Source organism: Salegentibacter mishustinae, from assembly GCF_002900095.1.
Classification (GTDB): Bacteria; Bacteroidota; Bacteroidia; order Flavobacteriales; family Flavobacteriaceae; genus Salegentibacter; species Salegentibacter mishustinae.
The window spans coordinates 1-20,024 of the sequence record NZ_LLKN01000004.1; the positions used below are offsets into that span (position 1 = coordinate 1).

General features: G+C 35.7%; 20 protein-coding genes and 1 tRNA gene. 10 read left to right on the forward strand and 11 right to left on the reverse strand.

Features of this window, described 5'->3' with window-relative positions:
• A partial coding sequence (locus APB85_RS17635; RefSeq protein ID WP_317042969.1) for a transposase occupies window positions 1-356 on the forward strand: 356 nt, incomplete at its 5' end.
• A gap of 298 nt (window positions 357-654) precedes the next feature.
• On the opposite strand, the gene APB85_RS16955 is transcribed toward APB85_RS17635, so the two are convergent.
• The 9 genes from APB85_RS16955 to xerA all read right to left on the reverse strand — a co-directional run bounded on the left by APB85_RS16955 (window position 655) and on the right by xerA (window position 10,643).
• On the reverse strand, window positions 655-1,347 hold the full coding sequence (locus APB85_RS16955; RefSeq protein WP_146035387.1) for a hypothetical protein: 693 nt from the start codon (window positions 1,345-1,347) through the stop codon (window positions 655-657).
• A 324-nt stretch (window positions 1,348-1,671) separates the two neighbouring features.
• A complete protein-coding gene (locus APB85_RS16960) occupies window positions 1,672-4,287 on the reverse strand; it encodes a carboxypeptidase-like regulatory domain-containing protein (protein WP_057481313.1) in 2,616 nt (871 codons plus the stop codon).
• A 31-nt stretch (window positions 4,288-4,318) separates the two neighbouring features.
• Entirely contained in the window at window positions 4,319-5,095 is a 777-nt protein-coding gene (locus APB85_RS16965; protein ID WP_057481314.1) for a GLPGLI family protein, read from the reverse strand.
• 8 nt (window positions 5,096-5,103) lie between these two features.
• Window positions 5,104-5,925, reverse strand: coding sequence for a GLPGLI family protein (locus APB85_RS16970; protein WP_057481315.1), 822 nt, complete (start codon window positions 5,923-5,925; stop codon window positions 5,104-5,106).
• Between the two features lie 441 nt (window positions 5,926-6,366).
• Window positions 6,367-6,789 carry a UPF0158 family protein gene (locus APB85_RS16975; RefSeq protein WP_057481316.1) on the reverse strand — a complete coding sequence of 141 codons (423 nt, stop codon included), beginning with the start codon at window positions 6,787-6,789 and terminating at the stop codon, window positions 6,367-6,369.
• 150 nt (window positions 6,790-6,939) lie between these two features.
• Window positions 6,940-7,326, reverse strand: a complete 387-nt coding sequence (locus APB85_RS16980; protein ID WP_103294503.1) for a hypothetical protein — start codon at window positions 7,324-7,326, stop codon at window positions 6,940-6,942.
• Between the two features lie 200 nt (window positions 7,327-7,526).
• Window positions 7,527-7,871, reverse strand: a complete 345-nt coding sequence (locus tag APB85_RS16985; RefSeq protein WP_057481318.1) for a hypothetical protein — start codon at window positions 7,869-7,871, stop codon at window positions 7,527-7,529.
• A gap of 1,260 nt (window positions 7,872-9,131) precedes the next feature.
• Window positions 9,132-9,323, reverse strand: coding sequence for a hypothetical protein (locus APB85_RS16995; protein WP_103294431.1), 192 nt, complete (start codon window positions 9,321-9,323; stop codon window positions 9,132-9,134).
• 195 nt (window positions 9,324-9,518) lie between these two features.
• Window positions 9,519-10,643 (reverse strand): site-specific tyrosine recombinase/integron integrase, encoded by a 1,125-nt coding sequence (gene xerA / locus APB85_RS17000; protein ID WP_057481320.1) that lies wholly within the window; start codon window positions 10,641-10,643, stop codon window positions 9,519-9,521.
• A 96-nt stretch (window positions 10,644-10,739) separates the two neighbouring features.
• On the opposite strand from xerA, the gene APB85_RS17005 reads away from it, so the two are divergent.
• From APB85_RS17005 to APB85_RS17030, 6 genes are all read left to right on the forward strand, one after another.
• A complete protein-coding gene (locus tag APB85_RS17005) occupies window positions 10,740-11,126 on the forward strand; it encodes a hypothetical protein (RefSeq protein ID WP_037320331.1) in 387 nt (128 codons plus the stop codon).
• Between the two features lie 893 nt (window positions 11,127-12,019).
• Window positions 12,020-12,367 (forward strand): single-stranded DNA-binding protein, encoded by a 348-nt coding sequence (locus tag APB85_RS17010; protein ID WP_057481321.1) that lies wholly within the window; start codon window positions 12,020-12,022, stop codon window positions 12,365-12,367.
• Window positions 12,368-12,438: 71 nt separating this feature from the next.
• Window positions 12,439-12,888 carry a JAB domain-containing protein gene (locus APB85_RS17015; protein ID WP_057481322.1) on the forward strand — a complete coding sequence of 150 codons (450 nt, stop codon included), beginning with the start codon at window positions 12,439-12,441 and terminating at the stop codon, window positions 12,886-12,888.
• A 383-nt stretch (window positions 12,889-13,271) separates the two neighbouring features.
• Window positions 13,272-13,646 (forward strand): BfmA/BtgA family mobilization protein, encoded by a 375-nt coding sequence (locus tag APB85_RS17020; RefSeq protein WP_057481323.1) that lies wholly within the window; start codon window positions 13,272-13,274, stop codon window positions 13,644-13,646.
• A gap of 702 nt (window positions 13,647-14,348) precedes the next feature.
• Window positions 14,349-14,639: a helix-turn-helix domain-containing protein gene (locus APB85_RS17025; RefSeq protein WP_051935865.1), complete on the forward strand. Its 291-nt coding sequence runs from the start codon at window positions 14,349-14,351 to the stop codon at window positions 14,637-14,639.
• 5 nt (window positions 14,640-14,644) lie between these two features.
• Window positions 14,645-15,394 (forward strand): hypothetical protein, encoded by a 750-nt coding sequence (locus tag APB85_RS17030; RefSeq protein ID WP_057481324.1) that lies wholly within the window; start codon window positions 14,645-14,647, stop codon window positions 15,392-15,394.
• Between the two features lie 232 nt (window positions 15,395-15,626).
• Here the strand turns inward: APB85_RS17030 and APB85_RS17035 are convergent, their stop codons facing one another.
• Both APB85_RS17035 and APB85_RS17040 read right to left on the reverse strand, forming a co-directional pair.
• Window positions 15,627-16,865, reverse strand: coding sequence for a site-specific integrase (locus APB85_RS17035; RefSeq protein WP_057481325.1), 1,239 nt, complete (start codon window positions 16,863-16,865; stop codon window positions 15,627-15,629).
• A gap of 257 nt (window positions 16,866-17,122) precedes the next feature.
• Window positions 17,123-17,207: transfer RNA gene (locus APB85_RS17040), tRNA-Ser, on the reverse strand.
• 640 nt (window positions 17,208-17,847) lie between these two features.
• Here APB85_RS17040 and APB85_RS17390 point away from each other — a divergent pair.
• The 3 genes from APB85_RS17390 to APB85_RS17050 all read left to right on the forward strand — a co-directional run bounded on the left by APB85_RS17390 (window position 17,848) and on the right by APB85_RS17050 (window position 19,958).
• A complete protein-coding gene (locus APB85_RS17390) occupies window positions 17,848-18,006 on the forward strand; it encodes a hypothetical protein (protein ID WP_160319239.1) in 159 nt (52 codons plus the stop codon).
• Window positions 18,007-18,179: 173 nt separating this feature from the next.
• A complete protein-coding gene (locus APB85_RS17045; protein WP_233432785.1) occupies window positions 18,180-18,830 on the forward strand; it encodes an SGNH/GDSL hydrolase family protein in 651 nt (216 codons plus the stop codon).
• A 123-nt stretch (window positions 18,831-18,953) separates the two neighbouring features.
• Window positions 18,954-19,958 (forward strand): M28 family metallopeptidase, encoded by a 1,005-nt coding sequence (locus APB85_RS17050; protein ID WP_057481327.1) that lies wholly within the window; start codon window positions 18,954-18,956, stop codon window positions 19,956-19,958.
• Window positions 19,959-20,024: the final 66 nt, after the last annotated feature.

Below are 20,024 nucleotides of genomic sequence, written 5' to 3' on the forward strand. Positions count from 1 at the left end.
AAAACCTGGATAATGAAAGCGTTACATTTTCTGTGAAGGACTACCGCCGCGCAGGAAGAAAATCCTTGTTACGTTTATCCGATGCAGAGTTCATCAGACGGTTCGCACTTCACATACTTCCCAAAGGCTTTGTTCGCATCCGGCATTATGGAATCTTGAGTTCCTATCATAAAAAAATTACGCTTACCCAGCTACAGCAAAGCCTGGGACGTGTGCACCTCAAAGAGCGTAAACCACTTCAACACCGCCTGTGCCCGGTATGTAAGAAAGGAAAATTGGTAACTCTTAATACCTTTACGGCACGAGGCCCGCCTGGATACTGGATGGAAAAACTAAGAAAACAATCAAATAAATGAGTATAAAAAACGATTCTTCCGTGCGTAACAGGAAGCCTATGGCCTAAAACGATAAAAATGGCATAAAATCCTGTAAGTGCCTGTGAAAAAATTTAATGTAAAGCAGCTTGACTTTAGGTCAATAGCAAAAAGCCGATATCTTGCATAGAGGCTAGATGTACTATCCGACAAATACTACCTTCTAAAAACAGACCAATCCCCATATAAAGTTAACCGGCAAAGAACCGGTTTAGTCAACATTGCGTTCATGTTGGGCCGTTCCGGCCACACGAACGCTTAGTTATTGTAAACTGTGCTTTTATATTTTTATTCTATTAACTTTTACATAAAACCAAGGAACTTCTTCAGCATTCATTGGGTCGCTTAAAAACTCCTTAATCTCATTCCAATTCTCAATTTTTTCAAAAAGTCCGAATTCATTTATTTTTAGCCCGAACTTATCTTTCAAATCACTCGACAAGTCGTTGCAATGAAAAGAGTGAAAGTCACCACTTATTTCAATTCCGATTATGTCGTAACCTAAAAACTCATTTTTTTCTAAATCAATTTCTTTGCTTTTCAGTTTGTTGTAAATTCCAATTTCTCCACTATTTGATTCAGTCGGTTTTATTAAATCCAAAGTTTTATTCAATTCCGTTTCTGGGAAACTGATACTTAAAATTTCAAAATCCGCATCGTTTGGGAAGAATTTTTCTTTGTATTCCGTTAATGTTTTTAAATCCGAAAATGTATTTATCCAGCCAAGTTTTTCTTCGTCCAATTTTTTGTCTGCCCAAACTTGTATTTCCTCAACATTTTTGTCAGTCAGATTAAACGTTTGTTTGGTTTCTTCTAATTCTTTCTTTTCAGTTGTTGCCCAAGAAATTGCCCAAGAGTCAAAAAAAGAGTCGTTTATACAACGACTACAAGTATAGATTTCCAAACCTTTAATCGTTCCATATTCGACAGGTTTTAATTTAATCAAATAATATGCTCCAATGTAGTATTTCACCCGGTTTTCGGCATTGTTTACAACGTCCCGTATAAAAACTGTGCGAGCTGGCGTGCGTGATTGTCCGCAGGACAATCCGCTGAGCAAAGGAGCACGGAACTTCGATTCAAAACCAAATTAAGCATTGTTTTTATATGTTGTTACATACTTTGCCGACACGCCCGAGTAATCACGTTCCCCAGATCTGTTTTCTTCTCCGCGACCGAGTAAAGGGTCGCAAGTTTTATATCACTTTTGCAATTTTTATCAGCCAGAGTGAAAAAGTTCGTTTTCCATCCGTTCTACATTTCTGTTTGTAACGCAGGGATGAGTCAATAAGCCACATTAAAACGAAAACTTCACACTCACCAAAACCTGCGATGGTCTTAAACGATAGGTACTTTGTATATAAGCAAATTCATTATTGGAAATCCGCACGAACTCATCTGTATTCAGCACATTGTTCCAGCTGGCTTCCAGATCTATTCCAGATTCCATGAAGGTGTATTGATAATTCAGGTTCAGGAAATAATTATTCCGGTTTTCATCGGATATGTTATTGAAATAATACTCCGAATTAAGGCTGAAATATTGATTTTCTGCCACGTAAAAGAAAAGGTCTAAACTATACTGTTTTGTTTCAATTTCATTCATATACCTTCCATCAATATTGGTTTGTAAGATACTCACATTGCCAGCATAGGAAGCGCTTAACCAATCGGTAAATTCAGATTCCATTTTCAGGTTGAAACTCAGATTTTCATTATTCACTTCAGCTAAACGGTCGTTTAAAAGTTGTTCCCTTTGAAAATGAGAATATGTGGTTCCCACACTTAAGGTAGTATTCAGTTTTCTAAAATATTTGCTTGCCTTTGCATTCCAGTTATGAGCATTGGAATAATTCTCCTGCTCAATGGCCTCCAGAATGGTAGCGCCACTCTCCCCAATTATGTTGCTGTACAATAAATTACTTCTTACATGTGCATAGGAATATGAGGTACTTGCAAAAAATGAAGTGAGCGGATTCCTGTAGTTTAGGCTCCAATTATAGTTCTGCCTGAAATCTTCCGGTAGGGGAGAATTGTAACGCTGCAGGCTGCGGTAATTGTTTAGAATAAAACCGTAATACATGCGGTTGGCATCTCCAAAATCATTGCTGTAATTGGCATTAACACTTGTTTCCCAAAATGCTGATAACTTATTACGTATGTAAAAATTGGGTTCAAATGTTAACCGATTTAAATTTTGACTCTGGTTTAATGTGGCATCTTCGATGTCAAAGGTTCTATAATTAAAAGGGGTAGTCAGCCTGAAATTCCAGTTGTCTTTTTCATAAACAAACCTGCTGGTGAAATAGATCCTGGAAGATAGAAAATCAAGATCATTTTGGTAATTTCCACCAAGGAGATCTCTGTCGCTTTCATCAAAAACCATGAGCCTGCTTTCAAGATGCTGATTTTGTAAGGTAAAACCAACCTCAGGAGAAATAGTTACTCCGCGTAGCTTTTTGGTCATTCCGCCAGAATTATCAGTAAAAAAGGTAGAGGAGTTCACCTCCTGCTCTACCTCCTCATAAGTTTGTCTATCATTAAGCAAGCCTTCAAACTGGCCGGGCAGCACGCTAAGGTTTTGGTTAGCTTCTGTATAACCGGTATTAGACCTGAAGGTGATCAATTGGTTTCCTATAGGCTTCATCAACCTAAGATTATTCCGAACTACAGAAAAAGGATTGGAAAGCCGCTGAAGGACTTCTGATTTCCCGGTATCAATAAATCCTTTTTGTGAATCCCAGTACCCGTTGAACTCCAGTTCATTTTTAAGGTAATTGTCATTGGTATTACGCTCAAGTATGAATTTGGACTGTAGCGTATTGTAGAAAAACTCATTGTTGGTTTGTTCTACTAAATCTATAGTATCTGTGGGAGTGAAAAAGCGGGTTTGGGTATTCCCTATTTGCCGCTGAGCATCGTTTAAATAGGAAATATTGGTTTTAAGGTCCAAATCTTTTTTTAGCCGGATTAAATAATTGGCAGATCCAAGGTGTACATTATTATCCAGCCAGCGCTCCTGAGAGAATGGCGGTTCAGCCAGCCGGCGAATGGATAGCCAGTCCCTCTTATTAATACTGAATTCCTGCCTGCCAAAATCTGAAATTGAGAAATCCCTTATCTCCCGTGAGACATCGCTCCCGGTGTTATTAGTCTGGTAAGTGACAATAGCCTGATTTTTCTTTGTGAAGATCATGGGGGTGACCTTCACCTTCCATAGCAGTGGAGATAAACCCGCTCCCAGTTCTGCCGTTCCAGTGGTGGTAACATTGTTTTTAAGCTTGATATTAATAGATGCTCTTTCAGAAAATTCCAGGCTGTCCAGCAATTTTATAGGTTGGTGATTTTCCAGGATCTGCACTTTTGAAACATCATCTGCAGCGATATTGTTATTGGCCAAGCTGTACCTGCCTTCCAGCAAGTCCAGCCCCTCGATGTAATACTTTTGTATAGGCTTTCCCTGGTACTCAATTTGTCCACTGGGTAGAATCTCAATGCCGGGCATTTTCCTTAGGACATCGGCAATAACCCTATCTTTTTGATCTTTAAAGGCTGCAACCGAGAAACTGAGGGTATCACCACGCTGCTCAATAATCCTGGCTTCTACAAGTACTTCTTTCAATTCTTCAGCTGAAGGGTATAGCTGAATTTGCAGCTCCTGATCCTTATTCTGAATTTCCTGCTTTAAAGTAATGTAGCCTACATGAGAAATTTTCAGAAAAAGTGACTCAATATCGGTATTAAGCTTAATGCTGAAGTTTCCCGTTCCGTCTGAAATTCCGTAGGCCAAAATAGCACTTGTAGAATCTTTAGATATTATAATAGTTGCACCACTTAACGCTTCCCTGTTCTCATTGTAAATATTTCCGGAAAGAACGGACTGTGCATGTGTTGGGAAAAAAAACATGAACATAATGAAAAATAAAAAGGTAGTTCTTTCCAAGCTATTCCAGTTCTATTGGGTTATTTTCATATTGAAGCCTTGCCCGCTGATTTCTGTCATATTTATCCATCCCTTCCTTGGGAATGTTAATACCGGGATTGTTTAATATTAGTGATGGTTTTTCTTTTATTTTGCGCAAAAACACCTTTAAATCGGCTTCTATAATTTGAGTGTAATCTTTATCTAAAATAATAACTGAATTTCTTATTTTTTGAATACCTAATGCCTTAAAGTGGTAGTGGTTTTTCGAGTCCTGAATCTCCAGGATCAATCCCGGCAAACCATAAAATTTATAAGGACCTTCGGCTATAGGAATATTAGGAGTAAACCATGCCTCATAATCTCGGCCTTTAAAACGCGTACGGGCCAAAGTAGTTTCATATCCTATTATGACCTTTTTCTCATTCTCAATCTGCCATGTTAATCCGGGTAATCTTGTTTTTATTTTATATTTGTAGGATGTAAAATCATACAACGAGATCAACTCTTCATTTTTTAGATCCTTAAATATTTTATAGTTAAATTTTGATTTTGAAATTCCAAATATTCCCTGAGGACTTTTTGAATCTAAAATAGAATCTTTTAGGTGTACAGTCTGGCTTTTGAACACCGATATACCCTCGTCAATTTCCAGAAACATATATTCGCTGGCTTTGGAAGCTGGATTCAAGGAATCTATCTGAAATGTCAATTCATAAATAATCCGCAAGTTATTATTGTTGTGCTGTGAAAACAATACTGCGGGAAAAAATAAAAACAGGGCGTAAATTTTTTTCATCTATTTTTTTATTCCAATTCAATAGGATTATTTCGCTTAAGTAAAGTCTCTTTATGTTCTTTCATCATCTTCTCTTTTTGTCCAGGTTGAAATCCAAAAGTGATCCCCGCCCTACCCAGGGCTGCAAATGGATCCCGGTTATATTCTTCAAGCGCTTGCAAATACCTCTCTTTGGTAGTAGTTATATATTCTTTAGAATTATATTCAAAGGGAACCGGTTTTTTAAGAATTTTAAAATTGGTAAGTTTAAAGGAATAATAATTTTGATCGTCACTTATTTCCAGTATCAATCCCGGTAACCCGTTGAATTTATAAGGCCCTTCGACAATTGGTATCTCAGATGTGAACCAGGCAATATAATCCCTTCCGGAAAAACTGGTTGTAGCTTTTTGAACCTGATAGCCCAAAACCTCTTTTGTTTCGGGAAGTATTTCCCATTGAAATTGATTGAGGTCTTCAATGTACTTAAGCTTATCTTTAACGATCTTCTGAGTAAAGGATAGCTTCCCTTCGGGAACTCCTTTGTAGATATAATAGTCAAATTTTGTTTGTGGGGCCCCCTGAAATTTACCCGTAAAGGCGGAAGGATTCTTTCGTCGGTTTTTCAGGACCTCGTCTCCTCTCAAACGTTCCTTACTGGAAAATCTTGATATCTTATCCCCAATATACAATTCCATAGCTTCACTCTCAACAGACTCAGCATTTGTGGAATCTATTTGCCAGGTAATTTCATATGTGGCTTTGTATTTAAAGACGTCGGTAACAGGTTTTTGCGCAAACGCCGCCTGGTAAATGATTAAGATAAAAAGTGTTAGGCTGTAGTTCTTCATTATAGCATATATTTTAATTCAATGGGGTTATTCTCATTTTTCTATTTTTCCTTTTCGTTCTAATTCATCACTCCAATTCAATGGGGTTGTTTTTCTTTTTTAGTTCCTCTTTTAGCTCTCTTTCCATTTTTTCTTTCTGTCCAGGTCTAAACCCAATGGTGACCCCAACCTGTTCCAGGGCTGTAACTGGATCTCAATTAAATCCTCCAAGTACCTTGAGAAAATTGTCCCTGGTGGTTAGAATATAAACTTTGGTATCAAATTCCAGCATTACTGGTTCTTGTTTTTTCGGAGGCATTGTATGTAACGTCTCGTATAAAAATAGTGCGAGCTGGCGAGCTTGATTGTCCGCAGGACAATCAGGCGCAGCAAGCGAGCAGGGACTTTCGATTTGAGACAGGTTTGAGCATTTTTTTTATACGTTGTTAGCCAATGGCTTTTTTACTCATCTACTCGGTCAGATATTTGTTCTCTTACCCACTCGACATTTCTTTCTTGTCGAAAATCAAACCATTCCTGTCTGAAGTCCGATTCGTGTATTAGATGATTAAAATTCCTGAAAGGTTTTGGTCGGTTTAGAGCAACAAGTAACTTTTTGCTAAATCCGTCCGCCTCCAGCTGGTCCGCAAAAGATTCCATTACAGCATAGGATTGGTTTGAATTCATTGGCTCGATACGAATGTAATCATCCCAATTATTCTCGACTTTATCTGTAACTTCTTGCCAAGGATTTTCCTCATCTAGAAAAAAGTCCATTTCTGCCGGATGATATTCAAAATCACCTGTTTTAATATTTAGAAAACAAAGTTGTCCGCACAGAATGAGTTCAGCCATTTCTCGAATATTTGCTTCCTTAACTTTCATTTTTTTCAGCTATTGGCTAACGTCTCGTATAAAAACTGTGCGAGCTGGCGTGCGTGATTGTCCATAGGACAATCCGCTAAGCAAGCGAACAAAGAGTTTCGATTTGAGACTAATTTACGCATTGTTTTTATATACTGTTGTAAGCAGGTTTTATTCCGCAACAATTTCCAATTCCTGTTTTTCTTTCCATTCTTCAAATCCGATTTGACCATATTCTTTAATCAAATTAGATGATTTAAATGCTGTTCCAGTTACTCGATATCTTAGGAAAAAGACTTTGTATTCCATTTCAATTTTTCCGTTTACCAAAATATCATAATCTGTTCCAGCTTGTTTTAAAGCTCTTTCCGTCGCTATTTTAACAGACTTTCGCTGACTTCGAGCCCAAGAATCATAATATCCGTTTACCTCAATTCCTCCTTCTGGATTTATATTTACGGATTCGTCTGCGAGTACTGAATAGTTCAATAAGTTAATTGAACAACTTGAGAGTGAAGAACTCAAAATTCCAATAAATATTAATATCTTAAATCTCATTGATTTCATTTTCATTGGTCAAGTTTATTGATTTGCGAATTTTGGTTAACTTGCTTACAACGTCCCGTATAAAAACAGTGCGAGCTGGCGAGCTTGATTGTCCGCAGGACGATCAGGCGTTGCAAGCGAGCACGGAATTTCGAATTGAGACAGGTTTAAGCATTGTTTTTATATGCTGTTGTGCAACGTTTATTTTGTTTTCATTGATAAAATTCCAGTTCCTTCATTTTAGAAATATCCGAATCCTCCACATCAACAATAATCCGTTGTCCTGTTCCGCAACCACAAGATTCGCAATCTGTTGCTAATGGCGACCTGGTGTCAAATTCCAACTTTTGAACGCTAATATTCTCATTTTCTAAATATGTTTTAACGGCAATTTCAGTTTCCTCGTTAGTGCTATTTTCTCCAGTATTCCAAGGATCAGCACATTTGGTTTGGTTCCAGTAGAATATGCTTTCATCTTGAGGGGAATCATCGTCATCACTACAGCTATAAAGTGAGAGTGAAATAAGTCCGATTAATAAAATTTTAGTGTATTTCATAAGGTGGTTTTTATGTTGCACAACGTCCCGTATAAAAACAGTGCGAGCTGGCGAGCTTGATTGTCCGCAGGACAATCAGGCGTTGCAAGCGAGCACAAAGTTTCGCTTCAAGACAGGTTTGAGCATTGTTTTTATATAGTGTTGTAGCACGTTTTTATGATCTAAATATTATAAATAATCCGGCAATAATTAGCATAAAAATCAAAGCGTAAGAATTGACCATAGCTTTCCAGTTCATAACATCATAATCTTTCATTTTATAGGATTCTCTTTTGTCGATTTTGTAAATCAGGTAAGCCAAACCGAGAAATAGAAATAATCCGCCAATGAACAAAGGGTAGCTGTCAGTCAGGTGAAGTATTTTTTCTTGAATAGTATTCATCATTCTTCTTTGGGGTCAGATTTTATAATGTGCTACAACGGCTTTGTATAATAGTCAGTTGCGGATTGATTTAGTATAAAGATAGCAAAAAAAGATCGAATTTTATGCATGCGCGGTTTTGTCCGCAGGACAAAAAGCCGCAATTGCTATTATACATTGTTACCTGTTTTTGCGACACGTTCTGCTTTTTATCCGTTAATAATTTTATTCTAATTTATCAATTTTAGATTATTATTTTATTGGAAGTTTCAATTTTCATTTGTCAGAGCAGCGTGAAAGTCAATTTTTTACCGATTTTACTTTTTTCAATTAGTTTTTGATCCAATTTTATGCGAATTTTTCTCTTTTTCTTCAATTTTTCTTTTGGAAATAATCCGTTTTTATTTTTGTCATTTTAAAATTTAATTTGCTGCTAAAAAAGACTTTAAATCTGTAGATTTTCGATTGTTTTCGCTCTTTTTTCGTCTGAGTAAGTTTTTTATTTAGAACTCAAAACATTCTTTTTGAGTTCCAAGTTTTCTTATTTAGTTTTTGTCTAAAATTTTTCGTTTTGAAAAAAATGAAGTTTTAAAAAACTGATTTTCGATTAATCGATTTTGTCTTTTGAGTATCCATTTTTCTTTTTTGATTTAGTTTTCTATAAAATCTGGATTTATTTTATTAATTCTGAGTTTCCTTGTGTATCAATTATTTTCATAATCAACGGCTTGAGTGAGTTTTTGGAGCAATTACAGGTAACGTCTCGTATAAAAACTGTGCGAGCGGGCGAGCGTGATTGTCCGCAGGACAATCCGCTAAGCAAGCGAGCAGGAAGTTTCGATTCGAGACAGGTTTGAGCATTGTTTTTATATATTGTTGCAAACTGTGCTTATAATTTTTCAATTAGGGTTATCGCCTTGCTTCTTGTTTTTAATCGAAAAATAACTCCATAGGGCTGCGATAACTGCGATTCCGACCACAATAAAAAAGGCATTATCCTCATACTTTTCGCTCATATAGTTATTCGGAATATAAGAGAGTGCAAATCCTATAATTACTCCTAAAATGATGAATATAGATTTTCTATTCATTTGTTTCTATTTAGATTAATATTAGATATTTCAATATTTATTGATATAAATTTTTAGTCAGTCGATAAATCTTTATTTCTGAATGAATTCTCCTTCCCCTAAATTTAAATTAGATTTTCACTCTACTTGACCGCATTGTTTGCAACGTAAGTATAAATGCAGTATTACATTTATATCTATTATGTCTTTACATGACTAATCTAATGGATTTTTAATCTTAAAAAAAATATTTGTAGCCACGTGCGTGTAAATTTCTGTTGTTTTGGTGCTTCTATGCCCAAGGAGTACCTGGATATATCGTAAATCGGTTCCACTCTCTAAAAGATGGGTTGCAAAGGAATGTCGTAACATATGGGGTGTCACCCGCTTCTTGATCTTCGCTTTTTTCGCAGCATTCTTTACTATACTCGAAACACTTTCGGGACTATAGGCTTTCCTGCCCGGGCCTTCAAACAAAAAATTAGTCGGTCGCCATTCTTTATAGTATTTTCGTAAATCACCAAGTAGTTTTTCGCTTAAGATTGTAAACCTATCTTTATTTCCTTTGCCCGATCTTACCTTAATCACCATTCTCTTACTATCTATATCTTCCAGTTTTAAATTTAAGAGCTCAATTCTTCTTAAACCGGCCGAATAAAGCAAACTTACTATACATCGGTGTTTAATGTTATTAGTATGCTCAATAATAGCCATTATTTCCTCTTTTGCCAGGACCTTCGGCAGTTGTTCTATAGGTCTGGGACGTTCTATGGCATAAAACCTATTGGGCATTTCCAGTACCACTTCATAATAGAATTTAATAGCATTAATGGCCTGGTTAATATAGGAATGAGAAAAATCCTCTCGTATCAATTTCTGAAGATATAATCTTATATCCTCTTCGTTCAAATCCTTTATCTCCCTGTCACTGTAATGATTTATGAATGTTTCGAAACAAGAAACATAGGTTTTGATCGTGCTATTGGCATACCGTTTTAATTCTAATTTTCTAAGGTAGCTTCCAGGGCAATATCGCTTTCCGCTTACCTCTTCCCTATTTTGCAGCTGTTGAATGTTCACAGGCTCTTCCTCTCTTCCAAAACTAGCCTTGGAATAAAAATGATTGCAATTGATCCAGGCAACACCACGAAAGGTCTTAAAAACAAGCTCCAGGTTAGCCGGTGTGTTTAAGATATAATTCATGCGAAACTTCTCACTCCACTGTACATCGGGTAAGTTGTCCACCATAACCTGCACTACTTTATCGGTAAAGAATTTTAACCCTATACATTTTTCTTTATCAATGATTAAATTCTTTAGAGTAATATACTTCCTATCCATATGGCCTGCGCATTTATTGGTATATAAATGTAAACAGACTTAAACCCTAAAACGTTTATTATCCGTATATTATACGACTAAAACGGCTTTATAATTATGGAAACTGAAAAACATTGTCTGGCCTGTAATAAAAAACTGGAAGGCCGTCCGGATAAAAAGTTTTGCGATCCCTATTGTAAAAGTGCCTGGCATTATCAAAAAACCAAAGAAGGAGCTGCCGGATTCTATGCAAAAGTAGACCGTCAATTAAAAACTAATCGAAGGATTTTAAAAAGCTTCAACAAAGCAGGGAAAGCCACGGTTAGAGCTGACATTTTAAAACAACACGGCTTCGATCCTAATTACTTTACGCACTATTGGAAAAACAGCAAGAAGGAAGTTTATCTCTTTGTATATGAATTTGGTTTTCTAACCCGGTATGAAAACGGAAAAAAGAAATATGTTCTTGTAACCTGGCAAAACTATATGGAGAAAACTACTTAACCTTTATGCCTATATATCAAAATTCATCCTGGTTATTCTCTTTCTTAAAGCATAAATCTTAATCAAAAAATTACATGGCTTCGCCACCGTCACTCCCATTGGTCTTTCTTTTAAGCAATTACGAATTACTTACAGCTATCAACCTCAAATTGCCTTAAATTTAATTCGAGATAGCTTTAAAAATAATCAATGTATAAAGTAAAATTGGTGGTTAATTAAATGAGTAGGGATTCCAAATTTAAAAAATATCTAATTCTAGGTTTATATTACTATCTATAGTTATTAACAAGATATTAAGAATAAAATAGAGAATTGAATAATTTTTGGAGTTAAATGAGGGGTTTTCACTCCATTCAGCACTTTAGTCTTACGTACCTCCAGGCTAAAGAGCCTCATTCACTGGCACCGGACACAAGCGAAAAATCTTCACCTTCCATTTCGCTTATTCCGCAAAAACGGCGGAATGCTTCATTCTCGGTTCTGGTTTTCCACTTAAGTCCTCAAATTGGATTCCATTATTAATTTAATTCCGCTTCCTGCTCCTTCCCTACTCTTCCATTTACCTATTTGAAGTATTCTCGGCCTTCACTGCCACTACCTTTTTCTGTAATGCAAAATACCAAGATTTAGAAGTTAGTCCGCACTGCATAAAGCCAGTCCCCGCGCTCCCTTTTTATAAGTCCTCCCTAATTCTAAATCTTGAAAATGGATCAGCATCAGAAAAAGGTAACAGTGAAGGCGCTACGGGAAGTAAATCTAAAAACGGAAAAATGAAATCATACAAAATCTACAAAAAAGGAAGCGGAATTAAAAAAAATCAAAAAAGGAAAACGCTCAGGATACAATAAGTAAATCAGTTAAAAATCAATTATAAACCTTTAAATCTTTTAATTATGAAAACGCTTAGAAACACAGTACAGTTAATTGGAAACGTAGGGGAAGATCCAAAATCTCACAGGTTTGAAAATGGTATGTTGGTTTGCCGATTCTCTTTGGCCACCAATGAACAATTTTTTAAAGACGGAGAGAAAATTCAGGAAACACAATGGCACCAGCTTGTAGCCTGGAGTAAGCAGGCAGAACTTGCCAGTAAGTATATCGCTAAGGGAAAGGAAATTGCTATTAAAGGCAAATTAACTTATCGCTCGTATAACAACGAAGCTGGGGAAAAACAGTACATCACCGAAATTCTGGTAAATGAGATCCTTTTATTGAGCAGCTCAAAACGGGATAATAATTAATTAAAAGCAAAGAGGGCGTCATCGTCGAAAATTGCGCCCTCTTTCATTATTTAACTTTAAACAAATCAATAATGGAAACCAAAGTTAATGAAATCGCAATAAGTTACAGCGGAAGTATTAAAACAAAATTCCTTCCCAATATATCTTCTTCCCGTGATGCTATTAACCTTCTATTTGAGCATTGGGATAAACAAAATATTGAACTTTTTGAAAGTTTTAAAATGCTGCTTCTTAATAATTCCAATAAGGTAAAAGGTATTTACACCCTCTCTACAGGAGGCATCACCGGAACTTTAGTAGATATAAGAATCGTATTCGCAGTAGTTCTAAAGTCTGTAACTACTTCTATAATTTTAGCCCATAACCATCCCTCGGGAACGCTGCAACCCAGCCAACCCGATAAACTCTTAACGGAAAAGATCAAAAAAGCAGGGGAACTTTTTGATATTAAGGTATTGGATCATTTAATACTAACTCCCGATGGGGATTACTTCAGCTTTGCCGATGAAGGCATTTTATAACAGGAAATAATTAGTTTCTAAAACGGGATATGATTTTCATAATCCCGTTTTTCATTTTACAGAATTCTCAATTATTCTTCCAATTCTCTACAGTTAATTTTAAAGATTTTTCTTTTCCAATCATAAAAAATGGGATTCAGTTTCTTACTAATTAAAGCGCTATTAAATTCATTTTAATAGTCAAAATTTTTGTCCCTGCGGGACGAAAAGGTAGAGCAAGAGGGTAACGGGCAGAGCCACGTTAAGAATTACCTTTTAAAACACAACAATCTGTTTTACAGTTGTTTAAATAATTTTATTCAAGGCGCAAAATTAAAAAGAAGCTGTTTTATTACTAAAAACCCTTGAAATCCATTGAAAAATGGTAGAAATTTTACTAAAAAATGGATGAAGAATATAAAAAAGAGAAGTTCGAGACTCTTAAGATCAAGACTTCCGTAGCCAAAAAATTTAGAAGGTTCAGCCGGGCTTTATCTAAATCTCAATCAATGACATTATTATCGAGGGTCGAATTTTTTGAAATGAATAGTATTTCTCCCAATGAAATGATGGGTCCAAAAATGGAGACTCTGGAAAACCTTGTCAAAAAAAGAATAAATGCAGTAATCGCAATTTTGAAAGATATAGAGAAGAATAAAGTAAACCCCACTTTAGGCATTTTGGAATCTCTAATGGAAGCTGCAGATCCCAAAGATAACTACGAAAATCGAGTAAGGGATTATGAGGAAGACGATACTCATCCCGATTTTTATAAATAATACCCCTGGTTAAAATTTCAGGTTTTATTTCGGTTATTTCTTTTCCAACACCTTACCTTTTGCTACGAAAGTACCAAGCTTTGAAATTAACCGGACTGCATAAACCGGCAGGCTATTTATAGCTCCTCTATAATTTCAAAGCTTGAATATGAAAGCGCATCAAAAGGTAATCCGAAAGCGCTGAAAGAAGTAATGAAAAGACGGACTCAAAAACTGTCATTTCAATCTACTTTTTGCTCCTTTCCGACGTCAAAAAGGAAAATGCTCCAGATGAAAAAAGTAAATGTTAAAAAAGCTATCATTTTATTTAGTGTCATTTGGTTGATTTTGTGATCTTGAAGGCAGCTTTCTAAGTTTTAGATTTTCAAAATATCCCAAATGGTAACAAATTTAATGTTACCAAAAAAATTACTCTTAAGTGTTTTATAATCAATTTATTGCATATTTTTAAAGAGATGAATTACAGTAGTTTTTTAAAGTGCTTAGTTGTCCATTTTTTGTTTGACTTCGAAGACATAAGCATATAAATAATAAAAACGTTTTTGGTTTTTTTACTGGGTTAACCACTTGTTGGTTAAGCTAAGCTTGTATAAAATTTTTGCTTCCTAGAACAATTTTCTGAAAAAAGAAAGCTGCCAGAAGGTAAAAAAATTAAGTAATGGTAATTTTTAAAATAATAACAGATCATAAACTAATGAAATTATGAAAGAAAGCATCCATCCATTTATGGTCAGTATGCATTCCCTGGAAGCTAAAATAGAACAGCTCACCAGGGAATTCAGGATCAGGCAGATTAAAGATCCCTGTCTCATCCTTCTGGATAATGCTGATTTTATCCAGCTATTTAAAATAAGTGCGAAAACAGCTCAAACCTGGCGGGAAGAAGGGCTGATTGAATACGCACAGGTGAAAGGAAAGATCTACTACAGTCTCAAGGATATCCAGGCATTTATAAATCGTCACCGAAAAAATAGGAAGGATGCTAACTCTTAAGTAAGATGACTCCGGAGATTTCAGTTCCCATTCAGCTATTTATTGATGCACAGCAAAAAGGCTATGCTAAAAAGCTGCAATTCTTTCTATCCTTGAAGCTAATCTACAAGTGCGGAAAGGCAAAACTGGATGATGGGGAACTGTTATTTTTAGAATTAACCGAAGAGATCAGCTCTCGAAAAACTACATTAAAGTATATTGACTTTCTGGTAGAGAAAGGTTGGTTGCAATACAATAACAGGACGGGTTATTACATCATAAAATCTTTTGAAAGGATACGAAGCGAGAATAACTGGAAGCTCAGGCTTTCCTATCCGGTAGATTTTTATTCTTACCGAAACATTAAAGCAATTACAGGGGCAATTATTTATGGATATCTACATAAAGACTTCTGGAGAAAAGTAAGGAGAAAGAAAAGCGTACAGATAAAAGGCAGTACCTATCATTTTCTATCCCCTAACTTTAATTATATAGAAGCACCTGCTCCATTATCTGTACTTGGAATCTGTAGGATATTTCAAATTTCACCGTCAACTGCTTCCAGACTTAAAGAAGCTGCTGAAAAGCAAAAATTGCTGCAGGTCAAAAAGAATTACGGGGCTTCAGTACCCAGTAAAAAAGCTATGGAGCTGTGTTTAGACTACAATGATAAGCGGAACAATATTGTCTTTTACCAGGGAAATTACCGATTCCAGTTAATTGATACTATTTTACCTCTTTTTCTTTTTAAAAAGCGGAAAAAACTGAAAACATAAAGGAAAGGTTTATAGTATGAAAAAAATAAAAAACTTTTTGGCCAAAGTTTGATCAAGTTAGGCGCGATTACGCGTTTGTTTCTCTTTGGAACAGAACCGGAGCAAAGCCGGTTTAAAGCTAGGCTATAGCTTCTGCACTACTTGTTTCTTACTTGTCCATTTTTTGGACTAGTTAAAGCGAATAGCTTATACATTGATAGCCATTCAAGCTAAAGCCGGTATAGAATAGCAATTAAGCCTTTCTCCAAAAATTTTTGGATTCTAATCGTTCTTTCAATACAGCCATATCGTCACCCACTTTTCGATCTAGAATTTTTGCATAATGCTGAGTTGTACGAAGATTTTTGTGTCCTAGCATTTTACTCACACTCTCTATAGGAACTCCATTTGCAAGCGTAACAGTAGTTGCAAACGTGTGCCTGGCCAAATGGAATGTAAGATTTTTGTTGATGCCGCAAAGATCTGCTATTTCCTTAATATAAGCATTCGTTTTTTGATTACTTAGAATTGGAAGTAACCGCTTCTCGCTCACATCGGGATGCGAAGAATATTTTTCCAATATAGCCTCTGCCACAGGAAGAATTGGAACGCTGCATCTGGTCTTAGTTTTTGTTCTCTTAGTTTTAATCCATTTATTACCATCAATACCAATTACCACTTCCTTTTCTGAAAGTTTTTTTACCTCAGCATAACTAAGCCCAGTAAAGCAACTAAACGTAAAAATATCTTTAATTAAATCCAGTCGCTCATTTTTAATTTCTTTGGAGATCAGCGCCTGAAGTTCAACTTCAGTTAGAAACTCCCGATCTACCACTTTTAATTTACCTTTCCAGTTCTGAAAAGGGTCTTTTGCTATCCATTCGTTTGATAATGCTATGCGAATGATTTTTTTAAAGTTTGTTACATATTTAATGGCGGAATTATGCGCACAGTTCCTTTCTGTCTTTAAATAATATTCAAAGCCGGTAATAAATTTGAGGTTTACCTCTTTTACGGGAATATCCGAAACTTTGTACTCCTTTTCTATATATTCCCCTACGTGATTTTTAGCCGTTCTATATCTTTCAGCTGTACCGGCGGCAAAATCTTTACCTACAAGTCTATTAACCCGATCATTGTGTTCCTGGAAAATATCCAGAAGCATCCTTTCCTGGTCTTCTTTTTTCTTGTCTTTTCCTAAAAATGTGTCCACCAAGTCCTGAGCAGTAAACTTCGTTCCCTTTTCTAAAAGTTTTTGATGAGATATATAGAGGTCGTTTTCAACTTTGGATAAATATCTATTAAGAATTTTCGCTTTCTCAGTATTCCCCTTGGCCCTTCCTGCTGAAGAATTCCAATCTTCTTTGGAAATTTTTCTACGAAGACTAGTGGCTGCTCGCTTACCTCTTAGTGTGACTCGAAGGTAGATTGGTGATAAAGAATTTTTTGCGCCACCTCTTAGATAAAAAATATGGAAGAAATTTGTATCCATGACTTTAGATTTTTTAGATTAATACATTTCTAAAGTACGAAATTATATCAATCATAAAACACTAAATATCAAATTGTTAAAATATTTTTGTAGGAATATTCATCATAAAGGTGTCACTAATTTCAGTTATTCAAGTGACACCGAATTTGACACCTCCTAGCTTGATATTCTTTGGGATATTTTGAAATATTGTAAAATAAAAAAGCCCCAAAACCATAGGGTTTGAGGATTTTTGCAATATTTTGTAAGTTAAGTAGCGGAGGAAGAGGGATTCGAACCCCCGGACCTGTTACAGTCAACAGTTTTCAAGACTGCCGCAATCGACCACTCTGCCATTCCTCCAATAAAACGCTATGCATTTCTGCTTAGCGGATGCAAATATAACAAGCTTTTACAATTACACACAAGGTTTCAACAACTTTTTTAAAGCTTTTTTCGAATCGCCTAATTATCAGGTTTTAACATATTCTATATTTTTTTTTGGATTCATTCTTACTTAAAATTAATATCTTCATTATTCAAACTTCAAAAACCAGTTTAGATTACAAGGTGTATTTACAATGGGTTGCCATATGATTAAAACAACCCCCTCATGAACAAAACTTCCTACCTCTATCTACTCCTACTTGTATTATATTTTAACTGCATAAGCGCACAGGAATAAGAAGAACTGAATAATAGTGCGGCGGAGTCTACTTCAAATTTCTACACTTCCCAACTCAAGAAACAAAATTCCTATGATGGCCTTGGCTACTATAAGTTATATAACAATAGCCTTAATTATACGATAGACAGACTGAGCATTACTTTAGGCGCAGGATTTCTAGAACAGAATACTATTTATAATAGTAACGCTCCAGGGTTCTACGGTAGTTTTAGTACTAATGTGGAATACAAAATTAGCAACAGGTTTAGCCATTACCTTTTTGGCCGATATTTAACTCCTTCCCTGAATGGAGAACAAAGAATAAATAATCCCCATATGAACTTTCTATTTCCGCAAACAGAAATTGGAGCAGGATTAAGAGGTAATTTTAACAATGTAAATATAGATCTAGGTGCAAGCACTATTTTTGATACTCAACTCAATCAACCAGTGCCAAACACGATTTTAAGGTCTAAAGTATCTATCGGGTTTTAGAATTTTCAGTAGTAAGAATTTGGCGTTACTTAAGTTGGATAATATCTAAGTTTTGATTTATTTTCAAACCCGTTTCAATTGATTTTTAGTCGCTAAATAAATTCAATTTTATACATTTAAAATTCATGAAAAATTTCATTTTATTATCAATATTAATCTTTTTAAGCAATGTAATGTTTGCACAAAAAGAAGAATACCGCGAGCTTATGGAACAGGATTGGGCAAATCTTAAAAAGTATAAAGCACAAAACGAAAAAATAATCGCAAATCAGGATTTTCCAGATGTGGTTTTTATGGGAAATTCAATTACCGAAGGCTGGGTAAACGCACAGCCCGAATTTTTTAAAAATAATAATTACGCAGGTCGCGGCATTGGAGGACAAACCACTCCACAAATGCTGCTTCGGTTTATGCCAGATGTAGTAAAACTCAATCCCAAAGCGGTAGTTATTCTTGCCGGCACCAACGACATTGCCGGGAACACCGGATTTTCTTCCGTAGAAATGATCACCAATAACATTCAGGCAATGGCTCAACTGGCTGAAGCTAATAATATAAAAGTGATTCTTGCCTCTATCCTACCCGTTTACGATTATCCCTGGCGACCCGGCCTGGAACCGGTACAAAAAATTGCCAAAATCAATACCTGGATAAAGAAATATGCTAAAGAAAATAAGCATACTTATCTCGATCTTTTTACTCCGCTAAAAGATGAAAAAGAAGGTTTGTCGAAAAGATATTCCGAAGACGGAGTCCATCCAAATTTAGAAGGCTATCACGTAATGGCACCGATAACTCAAAATGCTATACAAAATACTTTATAGCTGGAACAGAGAAAGTTTTACAGACTTATTAAAATTTAAACCGAAACTGCTATATTGCTGCGACTTTAATAAAAACTTCTAAATATTTTACGAAGTATTAATTAGCAAAAATTAAATTAAACTATGAAAAAAATGCTTTTAGTGGCCTTATCTGCCGGAATGGTAGCCTGCGGCACCCAAAAAAATGTTGAAAATGCAAATCCCATGGAGTATGCTGAGACCATCACTGCTTCAGAATTAAAAGAACATCTTTACACTTTTGCCAGTGACGAATTTGAAGGAAGAAACACCGGCGAACCTGGACAGAAAAAAGCAGCCGAATATATTGTTAACCAATACCAGGAAATTGGCATTGAAGCTCCTGAAGGTTATGCTAACTACTATCAGGAAATCCCAACCGAATTTTTTGATGGAAAACTTAATGATTCCGAAAACGTGCTTGGTTTCATAAAAGGAAGCGAAAAACCAGACGAAATTCTAGTAATCACTTCTCATTACGATCACGTAGGAGTAGATGACGAAGGTAACATCTATAACGGTGCAGATGACGGTGGTTCTGGTCCCGTTGGTATTTTAGAAATTGCCGAAGCTTTTAGAGCAGCTCAAAAAGATGGTTATACTCCTAAACGATCTATTCTTTTTATTCATTTAACCGGTGAAGAAAAAGGACTTTTAGGTTCTAAATATTATGTTGAAAACCCTGTATTCCCATTAGAAAATACCGTTGCCAACTTAAATATGGATATGATTGGCCGTATTGATAAAGAGCACGAAGGCAACGACAACTATGTTTACCTGATTGGTAGCGATAAATTAAGCACCGATCTTCACGAACTTAGTGAGAATGTAAATTCAGAATATATGAATATGGATTTGGATTATACCTATAACGATGAAAATGATCCTAACCGTTTTTATTACCGAAGTGACCATTACAACTTCGCAAAGAACAACATCCCGGTAATTTTCTACTTTAACGGAGTTCACCCAGATTACCACAAACCAACAGATACCGTTGAGAAAATTGAATATGAAGCTTTAATGAAAAGAGCTAGATTGGTATTCCTTACCGCCTGGGAAATCGCTAACCGCGAAGAAAGACTGGTAGTTGATAAAGCTGGTGAATAAAAAAGCTGAAGCTTTAATATGCAAAAAGCCCCGGAAATTCTGGGGCTTTTTTGGTTTTATAATTAA